This is a genomic window from Micromonospora sp. SYSU B005 (genome assembly GCF_055362685.1).
The window spans coordinates 215590-233636 of record NZ_JAXCFU010000004.1 but is presented as its reverse complement, the minus strand read 5'-3'; the positions used below and the strand labels follow the sequence as shown (position 1 = coordinate 233636).

14 protein-coding genes are annotated in these 18047 nt (G+C 74.1%); 4 read left to right on the top strand and 10 right to left on the bottom strand.

Annotation, left to right across the window (positions count from 1 at the left end; all coding sequences use genetic code 11):
• Positions 1–135: 135 nt before the first annotated feature.
• The 5 genes from SM452_RS12670 to pcaF all read right to left on the bottom strand — a co-directional run bounded on the left by SM452_RS12670 (position 136) and on the right by pcaF (position 5735).
• Entirely contained in the window at positions 136–882 is a 747-nt protein-coding gene (locus SM452_RS12670; protein WP_262013644.1) for an MBL fold metallo-hydrolase, read from the bottom strand.
• 47 nt (positions 883–929) lie between these two features.
• The gene (locus SM452_RS12665; RefSeq protein WP_463839963.1) at positions 930–1430 is read right to left on the bottom strand and encodes a DUF456 domain-containing protein; all 501 of its coding nucleotides are present in this window, start codon (positions 1428–1430) and stop codon (positions 930–932) included.
• 9 nt (positions 1431–1439) lie between these two features.
• Complete coding sequence (locus SM452_RS12660) at positions 1440–3590, bottom strand: putative bifunctional diguanylate cyclase/phosphodiesterase (RefSeq protein ID WP_355506920.1); 2151 nt, start codon at positions 3588–3590, stop codon at positions 1440–1442.
• A gap of 4 nt (positions 3591–3594) precedes the next feature.
• Positions 3595–4413 (bottom strand): SAM-dependent methyltransferase, encoded by an 819-nt coding sequence (locus tag SM452_RS12655; RefSeq protein WP_463839962.1) that lies wholly within the window; start codon positions 4411–4413, stop codon positions 3595–3597.
• A 116-nt stretch (positions 4414–4529) separates the two neighbouring features.
• A complete protein-coding gene (gene pcaF / locus SM452_RS12650; protein ID WP_463839961.1) occupies positions 4530–5735 on the bottom strand; it encodes a 3-oxoadipyl-CoA thiolase in 1206 nt (401 codons plus the stop codon).
• Between the two features lie 88 nt (positions 5736–5823).
• Between pcaF and SM452_RS12645 the strand changes: the two genes are divergently transcribed.
• The 4 genes from SM452_RS12645 (at position 5824) to SM452_RS12630 (ending at position 10006) form a co-directional block, all read left to right on the top strand.
• Positions 5824–6789, top strand: coding sequence for a glutathione S-transferase family protein (locus SM452_RS12645; protein WP_013284636.1), 966 nt, complete (start codon positions 5824–5826; stop codon positions 6787–6789).
• On the top strand, positions 6782–7450 hold the full coding sequence (locus SM452_RS12640) for a DUF998 domain-containing protein (RefSeq protein WP_262013649.1): 669 nt from the start codon (positions 6782–6784) through the stop codon (positions 7448–7450). Before SM452_RS12645 ends, SM452_RS12640 begins: the two co-directional genes overlap by 8 nt.
• Before the next feature lie 137 nt (positions 7451–7587).
• Positions 7588–8868 (top strand): dicarboxylate/amino acid:cation symporter, encoded by a 1281-nt coding sequence (locus SM452_RS12635; RefSeq protein ID WP_355507198.1) that lies wholly within the window; start codon positions 7588–7590, stop codon positions 8866–8868.
• A 70-nt stretch (positions 8869–8938) separates the two neighbouring features.
• Positions 8939–10006 carry an NADH:flavin oxidoreductase/NADH oxidase gene (locus SM452_RS12630; protein ID WP_262013650.1) on the top strand — a complete coding sequence of 356 codons (1068 nt, stop codon included), beginning with the start codon at positions 8939–8941 and terminating at the stop codon, positions 10004–10006.
• 40 nt (positions 10007–10046) lie between these two features.
• On the opposite strand, the gene SM452_RS12625 is transcribed toward SM452_RS12630, so the two are convergent.
• The 5 genes from SM452_RS12625 to SM452_RS12605 all read right to left on the bottom strand — a co-directional run bounded on the left by SM452_RS12625 (position 10047) and on the right by SM452_RS12605 (position 18014).
• Positions 10047–13532, bottom strand: coding sequence for an ABC transporter ATP-binding protein (locus tag SM452_RS12625; RefSeq protein ID WP_355506916.1), 3486 nt, complete (start codon positions 13530–13532; stop codon positions 10047–10049).
• Between the two features lie 90 nt (positions 13533–13622).
• Positions 13623–14216 (bottom strand): TetR/AcrR family transcriptional regulator, encoded by a 594-nt coding sequence (locus SM452_RS12620; protein ID WP_073830318.1) that lies wholly within the window; start codon positions 14214–14216, stop codon positions 13623–13625.
• 10 nt (positions 14217–14226) lie between these two features.
• Positions 14227–16377 carry a YhgE/Pip domain-containing protein gene (locus SM452_RS12615; protein WP_463839960.1) on the bottom strand — a complete coding sequence of 717 codons (2151 nt, stop codon included), beginning with the start codon at positions 16375–16377 and terminating at the stop codon, positions 14227–14229.
• Complete coding sequence (locus tag SM452_RS12610) at positions 16374–17081, bottom strand: ATP-binding cassette domain-containing protein (protein ID WP_262014823.1); 708 nt, start codon at positions 17079–17081, stop codon at positions 16374–16376. The genes SM452_RS12615 and SM452_RS12610 overlap by 4 nt, the downstream gene beginning before the upstream one ends.
• Positions 17082–17174: 93 nt before the next feature.
• Entirely contained in the window at positions 17175–18014 is an 840-nt protein-coding gene (locus SM452_RS12605; RefSeq protein WP_262014822.1) for a GNAT family N-acetyltransferase, read from the bottom strand.
• Between the last annotated feature and the right edge of the window lie 33 nt (positions 18015–18047).

The following is an 18047-nucleotide window of genomic DNA, read 5'->3' as shown; positions in this document are numbered from 1 at the left end:
TGACCAGGCCCGACCCGACGGGCCGGCACCGGGCGCTCGGCAACGCCCGGTCCGCGGCGGCGCGCGGCGTCCACCTCTCTCTCACTGATGTACGGCTATCGGCCGTACCCTCCGGACGCCCCGCGCCGCCGCTCCCTACCGGCCGACTGCCACCGTCAGCCCGGGCGCTGCCACCTCCACCGGGCCGGCGAACCCGCGCCGTACGGCGGCCAGCGCCTCCCGCGGCTCCGTCCCCGGCCACAGGTGGGTGAGCAGCAGGCGCCGCACCCCGGCCTCGGCGGCGTACCGGCCGACTTCGACGGCGCTGGACAGGTTGCCCTCGTGCCGCTGCGGGATGTCGTCCGGATAGGTCGCCTCCGCGATCAGCAGATCCGCGTCGCGGGCCAGTTCCACCAGCGCCGGGCTGGGTCCGGTGTCCCCGGTGTAGGCGAGCACCAGGCCCGCCGCCGAGAACCGGGCTCCGGCGTTCGGCAGCCAGTGCGGCAACGCGAACGTCCGCACCTCGTACGGCCCGAGACGGAGCGTCTCCCCCGGTGTGAACCCGGTCAGCCGGTACCCGGGTTCGAGCAGGCCCGGCTCGTCGATCGCGAGCAGTCCGGCGAGGCTGCCGGTGGGGGCGTACACCGGCAGGGGCGGCCCGGACCGGTTCGCGAGGACCCGGGCGCGGATCAGCGGTTGCAGGTCCGCGCAGTGGTCGGGGTGGCCGTGGCTGACGTAGACGGCGTCGACGTGCTCCGCCCTCGTGAGCGCCAGCAACGGTTGCAGCGTCGCGTATCCGGGGTCGATCAGCAGCCGGAAGCCGTCGTGTTCGACGAGGAAGCCGGCGCAGGCCTGGTGGGCGGTGGGGTAGGCGCCGAGGCCGCCCAGGACGGTTGTCCGCATCCGGTCGACCGTACCGGTGGGGTGGTCGCCGGGTGGCCCGGCGACGGTCAGACGAACAGCAGCCCCGCGACCCACAGCGCGGCGATCATCAGGCCGGCGGTGAACTCCAGCAGCATGGACAGCCCGGCCGCCTTGAGTGCCTGCACGGTGGCCGGCCAGGCCAGGCGGGTGTCGCCGAGTCGCAGCCGTTCGGCGCCGAAGATGCCGCCGACGAAGCCGATCGGCAGCCCGATCACCGGGATCACGAAGAACCCGATCACGCCGAGCAGCCCGCCGGCCAGCAGCGAGGTGGTGGGCACGCCGGTCCGCTTCAGGTTGCGCCCCGGCCAGAGGTACTTGAGCACGGTGCCGCCGGCGGCGATCGCCGTGGCGGCGGCGAGCACCGCCCAGCGGCCCGGTCCGGCGTCGCCGAACAGCGTCCACACCAGTACGCCGCCCCAGCACAGCGGCAGTGCCGGCAGCCCCGGCACGATCACTCCGGCCAGGCCGGCGACGATCGCCAGCGCGGCGACCACCGACACCACTGCCTGCGAATCGGTAAGGCTCACCGTTCTCTCCTACCCGCCCAGGCGGGCGCGGATGCCGTCGGCGGGCATCGGGGCGCCGAAGAGGCGGCCCTGCCCGGTGTCGCAGCGCAGCGCCCGCAGCCGCTCGGCCTGCACCTCGGTCTCCACCGCCTCGGCCGTCACCGACAGCTCCAGCGCGTGCGCCAGCCGGACCAGCGCGTCCACGATCCGCTCGTCCCGGTGGTCGGCGACCACGTCCCCGCCGTCACCCTTTATCCCCTCGACGAACGGACCGGCCAGCTTCACGCAGTGGATCGGCAGCCGCCGCAGGTACGCGAGGTTGGAGTAGCCGGTGCCGAAGTCGTCGATGGCCAGCCGCAGCCCGAGTCCGGCGAGCTGGTGCAGCGTGCGCAGCGGCTCGCCGGCGCTGCCCATGACGGCGCTCTCGGTCAGTTCCAGCTGCAACAGCTCGGCCGGCAGGCCGGTGTGCTGCAACGCCTCCGCCACCGTCTCCACGATGGCCGGGTCGTCGGCCTGCCGGGCGGCCAGGTTGACGCTGACAACAGGCGTGGTGTCCGGGTACGCGCGCCGCCACGACTCGGCGTCGCGGCACGCCTGACGCAGCACCCAGGCGCCGAGGCGGACGATCAGGCCGGTCTCCTCGGCCAGCCCGATGAACCGGTCCGGCCCGATCAGTCCCAGCTCCGGGTGCTGCCAGCGGACCAGCGCCTCGACCGCCACCATCGTGCCGTCCAGCAGCGACACGATCGGCTGGTAGTGCAGCACGAACTCGCCCCGGTCCAGCGCGGCGGGGAGGTTCGCGGCCAGCGCGGAGCGGGCGATGTCGGCGGCGCTGCGCTCCGGGTCGTACACCGCCCAGCGGCCCCGGCCCTCCGCCTTGGCCCAGTAGAGCGTGGTGTCGGCGGCCTTCATCAGGTCACCGACGCTCGTCTCCGCCGCCGGGCACTCCACGATGCCGATGCTCGCCGACACGGCGAGCTGCTGGTCGCCGACGTGCACCGGCGCGGACACCGCGGCCAGGGCCAGCTCGGCGACCTCCACCGCGTCGTCAATGCCGCCGTCGGAGTCGACCAGGATGACGAACTCGTCGCCGCCCATCCGGGCCACCAGGTGACCGCGCCCGGCCACGCAGTCGCTGAGCCGGCGGGCGATCACCTTGAGCAGCCGGTCGCCCAGGTCGTGGCCGAGGCTGTCGTTCACCGCCTTGAAGCCGTCCAGGTCGATGAAGCAGAGCCCGACGCGCTGGTCCGGGCCGGCGCCCTCGAAGACCGCGCCGAGCTGCTCGAAGAACAGCGTGCGGTTGGGCAGGCCGGTCAGCGGGTCGTGCAGCGCCTGGAAGCGCAGCCGCTGCTGCAGCTCGTACCGCTGGGTGATGTCCTCCACCATCGCGACGGTGAACCGGGGCTTGCCGTCGTCGTGCCGGATCAGCGAGACCGCGAGGTCGGTCCAGACCACGCTGCCGTCCTTGCGGTAGTAGCGCTTCTCCACCCGCGCGCTGTCCCGCTTGCCCTCGATCAGCTCCTGGTACAGCTCCCACATCCCGGCCGCGTCGTCGGGGTGGAACAACGCCGACACGTTCATCCGCCGCATCTCCGCGACGGCGTAGCCGAGCATGTCCGCGAACGACTGGTTGACCTCGATGATCTGCCCGTCCACCCCGGCGATGCCGATGCCGATGGCGGCGCCGGTGAAGACCGCCCGGAAGCGGGCCTCGCTGTCCCGCAGCGCCTGCTCGACGGTGTCCCGGGCCTGCCACGCGGACCGGGCGATCCGCTCCTGCTGGCTGAAGACCCGGTCGCGCAACGCGCGGGCGAAGCCGGCGGCGAACGCGCCCTGCAGCAGCGCCACCCGCTCGCGCAGCTCCGGCGACTCGGTGCGTGACGGCAGCACCCACTGCAGGAACCGGTCACCGAGCGCCTGCACCGACCAGTCGAGTACGCCGGGCTCGGTGAGGTGCGCCTCGACCAGGGCACGCCCCACCTCCTCCGCGGGACGGGCGGAGAAGGTGGGGGCGAGCAGGGCCTCACCGAGCCGCTCGGTGAGCGGCACCAGCAGGCGCTCGGTCTCGGCCGCGCTCAGCGGCACGAACCCGATGCGGCGCACCGCGCGAGCCCACTCGGCGGCGTACGCGGCGGCGCCGGGCCGGCTGACGTCTCCCCCGTCGCTGTCCGGGGCGCGCATGGGCTCAGCCGGCTGTGCGGTCGTGCCGGGCGACGCCGCCGAAGGCTCCGAACCGTTCCGGGTGCTCGTCCACGTCCGACGGGGAGTCGGGCCGCCACAGCGGCATGTGCACCACGCCCGGTTCGAGGATCGTCCAGTCGCCGAAGAAGCCGGTGATCTCGGCCCGCGAGCGCAGCGTGATCTCCGTGGCGGTACGCGCCGACAGCCGCTGCGCGTCCAGCATCTCCTGCGGCTGGTCCTCGAACGTGGAGTGGGAGATGACCAGGTAGCTGCCGGGCGCGGCGGCGGCGCGCAGGGTGGCCAGGATGTCGGCCGGGCGGTCGGCGTCGGGCACGAAGTGCACCACGCCGGCGAGCAGGATGCCCAGCGGCCGCTCGAAGTCGATCAGGCCGCTGGCGGCGGCGTGGTCCAGGATCAGCTTCGGCTCGCGCAGGTCGGCCAGGACCGCCGTGGCCCGGTCGTTGCCGGCGAGCAGTTCGTGGCTGTGCGCCACCGCGACCGGGTCGATGTCGACGTACACGATCCGGGCGTCCGGGTCGGCCGCCTGGGCGACCTCGTGGACGTTGCCGACGGTGGGGATGCCGGAGCCGATGTCGAGGAACTGGTCGATGCCGGCGTCGAGCAGCACCCGTACGGCCCGGCGCAGGAACTCCCGCCCGGAGCGCATGGTGGCGGCCAGGTTCGGCGTCATGGCCGCGATCTGTTCGGCGAGCTGCCGGTCGATCTCGAAGTTGTGCGCCCCACCGAGGAAGTAGTCGTAGACCCGGGCGGCGCTCGGCCGGCTCAGGTCGATCTCGGTGGGCAGGCTCTCCGGCGTCTGCATCGCTCGGTCCCCCAGGTCGTCGTCCGCCGTCGATGGCGGATCATGTGGTCCAGACCACTCTAGGCCGGTACGGCCGGGTTCGGGAGATCCATTGGAGGCGATGCCGGCGGCCCGGTTCAGTCGGCCGATTCCAGCAGCAGCGAGATGCCCTGGCCGACGCCGATGCACATGGTGGCGAGCGCCCGCCGGCCACCCCGCCGGCGCAGTTCCAGCGCGGCGGTCAGCGCCAGCCGGGCGCCACTGGCACCGAGCGGGTGCCCCAGCGCGATCGCCCCGCCGCCGGGGTTGACGTGCTCGGCGTCCTCCGGCAGGCCCAGCTCGCGCAGCACCGCCACGGACTGCGCGGCGAACGCCTCGTTCAGCTCGATCACGTCCACGTCGGCGAGCGACAGGCCCGTCCGGTCCAGCAGCTTGCGGGTCGCCGGGACCGGGCCGATGCCCATGATCCGTGGCGGTACGCCTGCCGACGCGGCGCCGCGTACCCGGGCCAGCGGGGTGAGGCCGTAGCGTTCGACGGCGGCCGCGGAGGCGACGAGCAGCGCGACGGCGCCGTCGTTGACGCCGGAGGAGTTCCCGGCGGTGACAGTGCCGCCCTCACGGAACGGGGTGGGCAGCGCGGCCAGCTTCGCAAGCGTCGTCTCGCGCGGGTGCTCGTCGGCCTCGACCAGCTTCGTCTCGCGCTTGCCGGCGGGCACCGTCACCGGGACGATCTCCTCGGCCAGCCGGCCGTCGGCCTGCGCCTTGGCGGCCCGCTGCTGCGACCGGTACGCGAAGGCGTCCTGCGCGGCCCGGTCCACGCCGAACTCGGCGGCGACGTTCTCCGCCGTCTCCGGCATCGAGTCGATGCCCCAGCCCCTACGCATCAGCGGGTTGACCAGCCGCCAGCCGATCGTGGTGTCGTACACCTCGGCGGTGCGGGCGAACGGCGTGGCCGCCTTCGGCATGACGAACGGCGCCCGGCTCATGCTCTCCACGCCGCCGGCCACCACCAGGTCGGCCTCACCGGCGACGATCGCGCGGGCGGCGGAGGCGAGCGCGTCCAGGCCGGAGCCGCAGAGCCGGTTGACGGTGCTGCCCGGCACCTCCTCCGGCAGGCCGCCGAGCAGCGCGGCCATCCGGGCCACGTTGCGGTTGTCCTCGCCGGCCTGGTTGGCGCAGCCCAGGATCACGTCGTCGGTGCGGGCCCAGTCGACCGAGGGGTGGCGGGCCACCAGCTCGCGGACGACGTGCGCGGCCAGGTCGTCGGGGCGGACCCCGGCCAGAGCGCCGGCGTACCGGCCGATCGGGGTGCGGACTCCGGCAACGAGATAGGCCACTGTCATCGCGCGTACGTCCTTCGGGGGGTGGGAAGGGGTCGGTGGGGGTACCCGGCGCCAGGATATCCGTGACCGGAGCGGATAGGTTTGCCGCATGTCCGGGGCCCAGTTCAGCGCAGAGACAAGCGGCGGCGGCGCGTTCGTCCGCCAGCCCAACCGGTTCACCGGCCGGGTCACCCCGCACTCCACGTCACCCGAGGGCGGCGGGCCGGACGAGCAGGGACGCTGGCCGCTGGAGGCGGGCCGCTACCGGCTGATCTGGTGCCGGGCCTGCCCGTGGGCGCACCGGGCCCGGATCGTGCGCGGCCTGCTCGGGCTGGACGAGGTGATCTCGCTGGGCACCGTCGACCCGATCCGGGACGAGCGGGGCTGGCGGTTCGCGCTCGACCCGGACGGCTTCGACCCGGTGCTCGGCATCGGCTTCCTGTCCGAGGCGTACCTGTCCACCGACAGGGACTACACCGGCCGGGTGACGGTGCCCGCGCTCGTGGACACGCTCACCGGGCGGGTGGTCACGAACGACTATCCGCAGCTCACGCTGGACTTCTCGACCGAGTGGCGACGGTTCCACGCGCCGGACGCCCCCGATCTCTACCCGGTCGAGCTGCGCCCGGAGATGGACGCGCTGATGGCGGAGATCCACCGGGACGTCAACAACGGCGTCTACCGGTGCGGCTTCGCCACCTCGCAGGAGGCGTACGACGAGGCGTTCACCGCGCTGTTCGCCCGCCTGGACGCGCTGAGTGAGCGGCTGGCCGGTCGGCGCTACCTGATGGGCGACGCGATCACCGAGGCGGACGTGCGGCTGTTCACCACGCTGGTGCGCTTCGACGTGGCGTACCACGGGCACTTCAAGTGCAACGAGCGCAAGCTCACCGAGATGCCGGTGCTGTGGGCGTACGCGCGGGACCTGTTCCAGACGCCGGGTTTCGGCGAGACGGTGGACTTCGACCACATCAAGCGGCACTACTACGCCACCCACGACATGATCAACCCGACCCGGATCGTGCCGCTCGGCCCCGACCTGTCCGGCTGGACCACCCCGCACGGACGTGGCTGAGGACACAGGCCGCCGGATCGCCGCCGCGTTCGCCGCCGTCTGCCTGGCCGCAGGCGTCGGCGCGGTGACCGTTGCGGTGATCGCCGGTCCCGGTCCGGGCCCCGCCGGGTACGTGAGCGAAGCGGGCATCACGGACAGCGGGTACGCCGGGGCGTACCGGATCGGAATCTTCTCGGTGGCCGCGTCGCTGCTGCTGCTCGCCGGGGCGTTGCCACCGGGGTTGCGCGCGGCGGCCGGGCTGCTCGGCGTCGGCGCGGTCGCCACTGTGCTCTCGGGCGCTGTCACGTGCAGCGAGGGCTGCCCGCTGCCGCCGTTCGAGGCCCCCACGGTGGCCGACCTGGTCCACGGCGGGGCCAGCATCGCGGCGACCGCCGCCGTGGTGTTCGCCATGCTCGTGGTGCTGTTCTCCCGGGTGGCGGACCAAGGGCTGCGGCGGATCGCCGCGGTCGGCGCGGGGCTGGCACTGCCGGTTGCCGCCGTGGTCGCGCTGGCGTTGCTGCTGGTCGGGCGCAGCACGCTGCTCGGGGTGTCGGAACGGGTGCTGCTGGTCGTGGTGGCGGCCTGGGGACTGGTCACCGCCGGCTACCTGGCTGTAAGGAGCCTCACCGGCGACGGTCCTTCCGTTCCGGCGCCGGAGGGGAGTAACGTGTCGCGACGATGACCAATGTCTGGTGCCTCACCGAGCGCCTGTACGTCGATCTCCGACGGCAGGCCAGCGGCGTCTGTCCGGCGTAGCTCCACGCCCCCGACGCCCGCCTTCCCTCTCCAGACCTTGGATCCGTCCCCATGACTTCCGCCCTGCGCAGAATCCCCTTCTCCGTCCAGATCCTGCTCGGCCTCGTGCTCGGCGTGGCGCTCGGTTTCCTCGCCCGCGCCGCCGACCTCGCCTGGCTGACCAGCACGCTCGACACCGTCGGCGGCCTCTTCGTCCAGCTGCTCAAGCTCGCCGTGCCGCCGCTTGTCTTCACCGCCATCGTGGTCAGCGTGGTGAGCCTGCGCGGCGTCGCCAACGCCGCCCGGCTCGCAGTCAAGACGCTGCTCTGGTTCGCCGTCACCGCGCTGATCGCGGTGAGCATCGGCATCGGCATCGGCCTGCTCACCGACCCGGGCCGGGGCGTCGACCTGGACCCGGCCGGCGCCACCGCGCCGAAGACCACCGGCTCCTGGATCGACTTCCTCACCGGCATCGTCCCGACCAACCCGGTCGGCGCGTTCGTCGAGGGCAACGTCCTGCAGATCGTCTTCCTCGCCCTGGTGGTGGGCGCCGCCGCGCTGCTCGTCGGCGACGCCGCCGAGCCGTTCGTGGCGCTCAACCGCTCGCTGCTGTCGATCGTGCAGAAGGCGCTCTGGTGGGTCATCCGGCTCGCCCCGATCGGCACGCTCGGCCTGATCGGCAACGCCGTCGCCTCGTACGGCTGGGACCTGCTCGCCCCGCTCGCGAAGTTCACCACGGCCGTCTACGTCGGCTGCGCGCTGGTGCTGTTCGTGGTCTACCCGGTGCTGCTCGCCGTGGCCGGCAAGCTCAACCCGCTGCGCTTCTTCGCCGGCGCCTGGCCCGCCATCGAGCTGGCGTTCGTCTCCCGCTCCTCGGTGGGCACCATGCCGGTGACCCAGCGCTCGGTCGAGCGCCTCGGCGTCCCCCGCGAGTACGCCTCCTTCGCGGTGCCGTTCGGCGCCACCACGAAGATGGACGGCTGCGCCGCCATCTACCCGGCGCTCGCCGCGATCTTCGTGGCGCAGGTGTTCGGCGTGAACCTGGGCGTCACCGACTACCTGCTGATCGCGTTCGTCTCGGTGGTCGGCTCGGCCGCGACCGCCGGCCTGACCGGCGCGATCGTCATGCTGACGCTGACCCTGAGCACGCTCGGCCTGCCGCTGGCCGGGGCCGGCCTGCTGCTGGCCATCGACCCGATCCTGGACATGATCCGCACCGCCACGAACGTGGCCGGGCAAGCGGTGGTGCCGACCATCGTGGCTGCCCGGGAGGGCACGCTCGACCGGGCCGCGTACGACTCGGCCGGCAAGCGCGACCTGATCGAGCCGGTCGAGACCGAGCGGCTCGACCCCGTACCCGCCTGATCCACACCTCTTCGGGTGCGTCCCGCGAAACCGGGGCGCACCCGAAGTCATGACCGGAGGATCCTCGCCAATGAGCGCCCTGTTCACCCCGCTCGCCCTGCGCGGCGTCACGCTGCCCAACCGGATCGCGCTGGCGCCCATGTGCCAGTACAGCGCCGGACCCGACGGCCTGCCCACCGACTGGCACCGGGTCCACCTCGGCTCCCGCGCGGTCGGCGGGGCCGGGCTCGTCATCACCGAGGCGACGGCTGTGGTGCCCGAGGGCCGGATCAGCCCGCAGGACACCGGGCTCTGGTCCGACGCACACGTCGACGCGTGGCGGCCGATCACCGCGTTCGTCGCCGGTCAGGGTGCGGTGCCGGCCGTGCAGCTCGCGCACGCCGGGTTCAAGGCGTCCACGTACCGGCCGTGGGCACCGGCGCGCGGCGGCGTGCCGGACGCCGAGGGCGGCTGGACCCCGGTCGGCCCGGGCGACCAGCCGTTCGTACCGGAGTACCGCACGCCGACCGCGCTGGACGAGTCGGGCATCGCCGCGGTGGTGGACGCCTTCGCCACCGCCGCCGGGCGGGCGCTCGACGCCGGGTTCGCCGCCGTGGAGATCCACGCCGCGCACGGCTACCTGCTGCACGAGTTCCTGTCCCCGCTGACCAACCGGCGCACCGACGGCTACGGCGGTGACCGGGCCGCCCGGATGCGGCTCACTCTCGACGTGGCCCGCGCGGTACGCGCCGCCGTCGGCGAATCAGTGCCGGTGCTGACCCGGATCTCCGCCACCGACTGGACCGACGACGGCTGGACCGTCGACGACAGCGTGGTGCTCGCCGGGGAACTGGCCGCCGCCGGAGTCGACCTGGTCGACACGTCCTCGGGCGGCGCGGCGGTCAAGGCGTCCATCCCGGTCGGACCCGGCTACCAGGTGCCGCTGGCCGCCCGGATCCGCCGCGACGCCGGGGTGCCGACCGGCGCGGTGGGCCTGATCGTCGAGCCCGAGCAGGCCGAGCAGATCGTGGCCGGCGGCGAGGCGGACCTGGTGCTGCTGGGCCGGGAACTGCTGCGCGACCCGTACTGGCCGCGCCGCGCCGCCGCCAAGCTCGGCGCCGCCCCCACCTGGCCCGACCAGTACACCCGAGCCTTCTGACCGTCCGCCCCGCCCGTGCGACGGGGAAGACCCCGAGAGGTCAGCCGGCCAGGTGGTTCCAGCGGGGTTCCAGGTCGGTCCAGGTGCCCTGGTCGGCCACGGTGCCGTCGATCAGCACCACCACGTGGTCGGCCCGGACCAGCGCGGCCCGCTTCGCGGTCGAGCCGACCACAGTCACCCCGTGCTCGCGCAACGCCCCCCACAGCGCCAGCTCCGTGCTCACGTCCAGCGCCGACGACACGTCGTCGGCCACCAGCAGTTCGGTACGCGGGGCGAGCGCCCGGGCCAGCGCCAGCCGCTGGAGCTGACCGCCTGACAACCGGGTGCCCTTGTGCCCGATCAGCAGCCCGAGCCCACCCCCGGCGGCGGCCAGGTCGTGTTCGAGCTGGGCGGTAGTGACCGCCCCGGCGGCGTCCACCTGGTGGCCGAGCGCGATGTTGTCGGCCACCGTGCCGGAGAGCACCCGGGGCAGCTGGCCCACGTACCCGACCTGGTTGGGGCGCAGGAACATCTCCGGCTCGGTGACCGGGTCGCCGTTCCAGCGCAGTTCGCCGACGTGGTGCACGATCCCGGCCAGCGCGCGCAGCAGCGACGACTTGCCGGACCCGACCGGGCCGACGACCAGCACCAGCTGCCCGCGCTCGACCACCAGGTCCACGTCGCGGACGGCGAGCGTGCCGTCGGAGTGCAGCGCACCGAAGCCGGCCAGCTCCATGCGGCGCAGCGGGTGCCGGGGCGGCGGCTCGGGCGCGGGCGCGGTGCCGGCGACCAGATCCAGGCCGGGCACCGGCGCCGCGTACACGGCCTCGCCGGTCATCGCCACCGTCCGCTTGGTCCACACCCGCGCCGACGGGTACTGCGACACCAGCGACGCGGTGGTCCACGCGAACCAGCGGGCCGCGCCCAGCGTGGACACGGCCACCAGCGTGGCACCCGCGGACAGCTCACCGGCCAGGTAGAGCGCCCACGCGCCGATCGGCAGCAGGCCGCTGGCGACCGACGGGGTGGACCGGGCCCACACCTGCATGGCGATCTCGCGCCGCTGCCGCTCGCTGCGTACCTCGTCCAGCCGGGCGAGGTGGCGCAGCACCGGGCGGGTGGCGCCGGCCAGCTTCACCGTACGGGCGGCGGACAGCGCGGAGACCAGCGCGGTGGCGAACGCGGCGCGCGCCTTCACCGTGCCGGCCGCGGTGCGTTCCAGCCGGGGCCCGAACAGCGTCGCCGCCAGCCCGGAGACGACCATCGTGCCGACGAAGAACATCGCCGGTACGAGACTGCCGGTCACCAGCGTCATGGCGACCACGATGACCAGCGAGATGAACTGGTCCATCAGGTTGTCGGCCAGGTGCACCACCCGGTCGGTGTCGCCGCCCTGGGCCACCACCTCGGCCGGGGTGTGCCCGCTGACCCGGCGCGCGCCGGTCTGCCCGTGCACCAGCCGGGCGCTGATCCGCAGCATCTGCCGGATCCACCACTGCGGGAACCACAGGTTCGTCAGGTACGGCAGCGGCAGCACCACCAGCAGCGCGGCCACGATGCCCAGCGCGGGCAGCCACGGGTCGCCGCCGCCGACCAGGTCGGCCCAGAGCCAGGGCAGGACCGCGCCGTCCAGGCCGAGCACCGTCATCACGACGAACAGGCCGACCGAGAGCAGGCCGTATCGAGGATCGTTGACGGCCAGCCGGAAGATCTCCCGCATGGTCCGCGCGGGCGGCGCGGGCGGCGCCGGTGGCGGGTCGGCGCGCGGCACGGCCGCCGGCCGCGTCGCGGGCGCGGCCGGCGTGGCGGGCGCGTCGTCCCAGGCGGGCACGTCGAGCAGGTCCACGCCGCCGCGCCGGGCGCCCACCCCGGCGTACGCCCCGGCGTGGCTGGTGGCGAGCAGCTCGGCGAAGCGGGCCGACTCGCGCAGCGGACCGGCCTCCAGCACCGCGCCGTCGGCCATCACGACCACCTCGTCGCAGCGGCGCACCGAGGAGAGCCGGTGCGCGATGACGATGCCGATCCGGTCGGTGAGCAGCCGTTCGGTGGCCTCTCGTACGCGGTTCTCGGTGACCGGGTCGAGCCGCGCGGTGGCCTCGTCGAGGATCACCACGTGCGGGTCGCGGACCAGGATGCGGGCGAACGCGACGAGTTGCTCCTGCCCGGCGGAGAGCACGTAGCCGCCGTCGCCGAGCCGGGTGTGCACGCCGTCGGGCAGCTCGGCGATCCAGCCGGCCAGGCCCAGCTCGGCCAGCGCCCGCTCGGCCGCGTCCAGCAGCTCCGGATCGAACAGCGCCACGTTCTCGGCGAGCGTGCCGGCCAGGATCTCGGTGCGCTGCGGCACCACGGCGATCCACCGGCGCAGTTCCTCCACGTCCAGGTCGACCAGGTCGGTGCCGCCGAGGAACACCGTGCCGCGCGGTACCTCCACCGCCCGGGTGAGCACCTTTGCCAGCGTCGACTTGCCCGAGCCGGTCCGCCCGACGAGCGCGTACGAGCGCCCGCGGACGAAGTCGAGGTGGACGTCGCGCAGCGCCGGACCGCGGTCGTCCCCGCCGGACGGGTAGCGGTAGGTGAGCCCGCGCACGGTCAGGTCGCCGTCGACCGGGGCGTCGCCGCCGTCCGGCTCCTGCGGCGATCCGGCAAGCAGTTGCACCCGGCCCCAGGCGCCGAACGCCTGTTGCAGGTGCGGCACCCAGCGGGCGATCTGCTCGACAGTCGCGCCGAACGCGACGGCCAGCAGCCAGATCGCGGTGAGCCGCGCGGCGTCCACCCGGCCGGTGGCCAGCGCCCACGCGCCGCCCAGCACCACGCCCGCGACGCCGAGCCCGACCGCGCCGGCGGCGATCGCGGTGACCCGCGCGGAGAGCCGGAACACCCGGACGCACCGGGCGATCACCTCGGCCGCGCGGCGGGCGTAGAGACGCAGCACGTACGGACGGGCGAGGCTGGTGCGCACGTCGTCCTGCCCGTGCACCGCCTCCTCCATCACGGCCGCGAGGTCGGACCACGCCTCCTCCTCGGCCATCCGGGCCGGGGCGATACGGGCGGTCGGGCGGCGCAGCGTCACCGCGAGCAGGGAGGTGAGCACGATCATGCCGACACCGGCGGGCCACCAGACGATCAGCGCGCTCACCGTCGCGAGGACGCAGACCGCGAGGCCCTGCGCCAGCCGTACGCCGGTGTTCCGCATCTCGGCGGCGACCTGGTAGACGTCGTTGTCGATCCGGTCGAGCAGTTCGCCGACCGGTGTGGTCTCCAGGGTGGGCAGGTCCTGGCCGAGCGCGACCCGGCAGAGCCGCCGCCGCACGTCGGCCGACCAGTCGGCGGTGAGCCGGGCCATGATCAGCCCGATCAGCAGGTCGGTGACGACAGCGGCGACGAGCGCCACCGCGAGCGCGACGAACCAGCCGGACGAGCGGTGCACCAGCACCGGCCCGGCCAGCGCGGAGGCGGCCGCCTGGCCGGCGGCGCCGAGCACGATCAGCAGCAGGACCGCCGTCATCCGCCGGGGCGCCGTGGCCCAGAGATCTCGGAGCAGGCGCATGGAAGGTCCTCCGGACTCGGCTCGGTGGGGGCGGTGTCCCCAGCCTCGTCCTCACGGCGACCCGGATTCAACCGAATTACCGGCCCTTGGTCAGGTCCGGGCGACCCGCCGGACGATGCCGAGCAGCGACTCCTGCACCTCGTCGATCGGCCGCTCCGGCGAGAAGACCAGCCAGTCCACTGCTACCACCAGCCCGACGCCGAACAGCGCCGAACTCGCGGTACGCACGTCCAGGTCGGCCGGGAGGTCGCCACTGTCCACGCCGGCCTGCACGGTGTCGGCGATCACCGCGATGGCCTCGCCGCGCAGCAGCCGCAGCGTCTGCTGCCACTCCCTGTTGGTCCGCCACATCTCCGAGAGCAGGAGCTGGGCGAAGGCGCGGTAGCGGCGGATGTACTCCAGCTGGGCGCGGACCAGCGCGCCGAGCGCCTCCAGCGGCGGCAGCCCGTCGACGGCGGCCCGGAACTCGGCGGTGAGCAGGCCGATGCCGTGCCGCAGCAGTTCCTCGAACAGGACGGTCTTGGACTCGAAGTTGTAGTAGACGGTCCCCTTGGCCACACCGGCGCGGGCCGCGATGTCGTCCACGGTGGTGGCCGAGAAGCCCTGCTCGGCGATGAGGTCCACCGCCGCCACGAAGAGGCGCTGGCGGGTGTCCTCGCGCCGGCGTGTCCGTCCGTCCGTCACCGGCTCATCCTCACATGGTCAGTTCGGGGTGCAGCTTCGACGGGGTCAGCCGGCGGGACCGGCGGGCCGCGCCGACGGTGAGCGCCATCGCGCCCAGCCCGAACGCGAGCAGCACCAGCGCGGCGGCGACCACCGGGGCGGTCGTACCGCCGTTGATGGTGTGCCGCAGGCCGTCCACCACGTACGTCATCGGCAGCCAGGGGTGGACGGCCTGGAAGAAGCCGGGCGAGGTCTGCACCGGGTAGGTGCCGCCGGACGAGGTGAGCTGGAGCATCAGCAGCGCCAGCGCGGCCAGCCGGCCGGCCGGGCCGAGCGCCACGCCGAGCAGTTGCATGATCGCGGTGAACGCCAGCGAGGTGAGGGCGAGCAGCCCGAACGTGGCCGGGCCGTGCCTCGGGTCGAGCCCGAGGCCGAGCGTCACCACCGTGTAGAGCACCGTGACCTGGGCCAGGCCGATGCCGGCGGCCGGGAGCCACCCGGCGAGCACGACCCGCCAGCCGGGCGCGCCGGACATCACGTGCCGCCGGTTGACCGGCCGCAACAGCATGTACGTGATCATCGCGCCGACCCAGAGCGCCAGCGACAGGAAGTACGGGGCGAAGCCCACGCCGTACGAGCCGGCCGGGTTCTGCGAGTCGCGGATCAGGCCGACCGGGTCACCGAGCACGCCGGCGCGAGTGGCCGCGTCGTCGTACCCGGGTAGTTTCCGCTCCCCGGCGGCGAGCCCGTCGGCGAGGTCGCCGGCGCCGCCCTCCAGCCGGGTCAGCCCGTCGACCAGGCGGTTGCTGCCGCTGCCGAGCTGGGCCAGGCCGCCGTCGAGCTGGCGGGCGCCGGTGGCGAGCCGGTAGAGGCCGCCGCGCAGCTCGGTCGCGCCGGTCGACGCGTCGCCCAGCCCGTCGCGGAGCTTGGCGCTGCCCTGGGCCAGTGTGGCGAGCCCGCCGGCCAGCTCGTTGACCTTGGCGCGGGCGGAGGCGACGTCGTCGGCCAGGTGCGGCGCGGCGGCGGCCACCTCGCGGGCGGTCTTCGCCACGTCCGTCATCTGCTTGCGCAGCGTGGCCATGTCGGTCTTGTCCAGCGCGGCCACCACGGAGCGGGCCTGCGTGACGGCCCGGTCGGCGGCCTTGCGGGCGGCGGCGAAGTCCGGGTTGTCGGACAGTTCGGGGTGTTCCTTCGCGACCGCGTCGAGCCGGTCGCGGATCTCCTCGGCGGTCGCGACCACCTCGGCGGCCTTGCCCGGCAGCGCGTCCAGCCCGGCGGCGAGCTGCTGCGCGCCGTCGGCGACCAGTGTGGCCGCCTTCTCGATCTTGTCGGCGTTGCGGCGCAGCACCGGCTCGTACTTGTCGGCGGCGGCGTTCACGGTGGCCGCGGCGGCCTTGGTCTCGGTGGCGGCGCGGCCGGCGCCGTCGGCGAGCTGGGCGGCGCCGGTCCGTAGCTGGTCGAGGCCCTTGGCGAGCTTGTCCGCGCCCTGGACCGACTGGTTGAGTCCACCGGCGAGCTGCCCGGCGCCGTCCTCGGCGTCACCGAGCCCGTCGGCGATCTTTCCCGCGCCCTGCTGGGAGCTGCCGAGCCCGTCGGCGATCCTCCCGGCGCCGTCGGCGGCGCGTCCGGTCTCGGCCTTGGCGTCGGTGAAGCCGATCAGCATCTTGTCGAAGTACGTGGCGGCGGTGCTCTGCGCGGCGGCGGCCCGGATCTCGCTGAACGCCGACCGGGCGAGCAGGCCGGAGAGGTAGTTGGTGGCGTCGTCGTTGACGACCTTCAGCTCGCCCTGCCGGGCCGGGCGGTCCGGTTCCGGGCCGGCGGCGAGGGTGGCGGAGAAGTCCTCCGGGATGGAGAAGACCAGGTGGTAGCGCCCGTCGCGCAGCCCCTTGGTGGCGTCGGCCTGGTCGGTGACGGTCCAGCCGAAGACCTTGCGGTCGAGCAGCTTCTCGGTGAGGTCGCGGCCGGCGTGCACCTCGCTGCCGTCACCGGCGGTGGCCGGACGGTCGGCGTCGACCAGGGCGACCGGGATCCGGTCCATCTTCCCGTAGGGATCCCAGAACGCGTACAGGTAGAGGGCGCCGTAGAGCAGCGGGACGATGGTGAGCACCGCCAGGGCGGCGCGTGGCAGCCGGCCCCGGGTCATCCGTCGCAGCTCGAACACGGCCAGTCGCAGGACGCTCATGCGGGCACCTCGGCGGGCTCGGTGGGAACGGTCAGGGCGGGAACGGGCGGAACCGGGTCGCCGATGCGGTGCACGGTGGCGGCGACTCCGGGTTCGACGGTGCGGGCGCTGGCGACCACGGCGTACCCCTGGTCGGCGAGGCGCTCCAGCGCGCCCCACATCCACTCCCGCTCGGGGCGGTCGGCGCCGGCGTCCACGTCGTCGGCGACGATCAGGCTGGGGCCGCCGAGGCTGGCGAGCACGAGCCCGAGCACCTGCCGCTCGACCGGGGTGAGGTCGCGGCCGTACCGGTCGGGGTCCAGCGGCGCGTCGGTGAGTCCGGCGCCGGCGATGGCGGCGGCGTAGGCGTCGCGGCGGTAGGCCCGGCGGGCCCGGACCGCTGCCACCGGCACGAGGCGGCGCCGGCGGCGCGGCACCGGGCCGAGCAGCAGCAGGCGTTCGGTGATGTGCTCGGCGACGGTGAGCGTCGGGTCGGGTTCGTGCACGCCGGCCACCTGGCCGAGCGCGGCCGGGCCGCGGCGGCGCAGCTCGCCGTGGTTGTGCGGGAAGCGCCCGGCCAGCGTGAGCAGCAGCGAGGTCCGTCCGCTGCCGGGCGGGCCGGTGACGGCGTGCAGCTCACCGCTCGCGGCGGTGAGGTCGACGTCCCGGTAGACCCAGCCGCGGCGAGTGCGCAGGCCCAGGCCGACGGCCTCGACGATGTTCATTCCGCTCCCGAATTCCGCACTGACTAGTCAGTATAAAAACATGCCCAGCATAGCGCCGGGTGTCCGGATCGGGACGTCTGGCGGGAGTGATCCTCAGAACAGCACTGTGGCGAGCGTGCCGACCGGGCGGAAGCCGCAGCGCTCGTAGACCCGGCGGGCGGGCAGGTTGAAGTCGTTGACGTAGAGGCTCACCGTGGGCGCGACCCGTTCCAGCGCGTCGCGTACCACTGCCGCCATCGCGGCGGTGGCGATGCCCCGGCCGCGCCACTCGGGCGCCACCCAGACGCCCTGCACCTGCGCGGTCCGGCGGGTCACCACTGCCAGCTCCGCCTTGAAGACCACCCGCCCGTCGACGAAGCGGGCGTAGGCACGGCCGGCGCGCACCAGCTCGGTCACCCGCCGCCGGTAGCCGCGCCCGCCGTCCTCGGCCAGCGGCGACACCCCGACCTCCTCGGTGTACATCGCCACCGCCGCCGGGAACAGCCGGTCGACCTCGTTGCCGCGCACCCGACGCACGTGCGGGTCGGGCGCCACGGCGGGCAGCGCGTCCGTCGCCAGCAACGGCTGGTTCGGGCGTACGTCCCGAGCCGGCCCCCAGTGCGCGGAGAGGCGGTCCCAGAGCCCGAGCACCGCGTCGGCCCGGCCCACGATCGAGGAACAGAGCCGCTCCTCGGCGCTCAACTGGTCGGCGAACGCGGTCACCGCCGACTCGGACGCGAGCACCGGGGTCAGGTTGCCGCCCAGCCAGCAGATCGACTCCAGGTGCCGGCGGGAGCCGTACCCGAGGATCCGCGCCTCGGCCCGCCACCAGGCCAGACCGCGTGCCGCCACCCGCTCGGCGACCTGCGCGGCGGCGTACGGGTCGAGGTCGAGCAGCCGCTCGACCGCGCGGCGCTCCGACTCCCCGAGTTGGCGTACCGGCACCGTGAGCACGGCTACCAGCCTGCCAGATCCACCCCGGCGCGC

Excerpts from the sequence above, each read along its gene's own strand:
- SM452_RS12670 (WP_262013644.1), bottom strand. The coding sequence starts at position 882 with ATGCGGACAACCGTCCTGGGCGGCCTCGGCGCCTACCCCACCGCCCAC.
- SM452_RS12660 (WP_355506920.1), bottom strand. The coding sequence starts at position 3,590 with ATGCGCGCCCCGGACAGCGACGGGGGAGACGTCAGCCGGCCCGGCGCC.
- SM452_RS12655 (WP_463839962.1), bottom strand. The coding sequence starts at position 4,413 with ATGCAGACGCCGGAGAGCCTGCCCACCGAGATCGACCTGAGCCGGCCG.
- pcaF (WP_463839961.1), bottom strand. The coding sequence starts at position 5,735 with ATGACAGTGGCCTATCTCGTTGCCGGAGTCCGCACCCCGATCGGCCGG.
- SM452_RS12645 (WP_013284636.1), top strand. The coding sequence starts at position 5,824 with ATGTCCGGGGCCCAGTTCAGCGCAGAGACAAGCGGCGGCGGCGCGTTC.
- SM452_RS12630 (WP_262013650.1), top strand. The coding sequence starts at position 8,939 with ATGAGCGCCCTGTTCACCCCGCTCGCCCTGCGCGGCGTCACGCTGCCC.
- SM452_RS12625 (WP_355506916.1), bottom strand. The coding sequence starts at position 13,532 with ATGCGCCTGCTCCGAGATCTCTGGGCCACGGCGCCCCGGCGGATGACG.
- SM452_RS12615 (WP_463839960.1), bottom strand. The coding sequence starts at position 16,377 with ATGAGCGTCCTGCGACTGGCCGTGTTCGAGCTGCGACGGATGACCCGG.
- SM452_RS12610 (WP_262014823.1), bottom strand. The coding sequence starts at position 17,081 with ATGAACATCGTCGAGGCCGTCGGCCTGGGCCTGCGCACTCGCCGCGGC.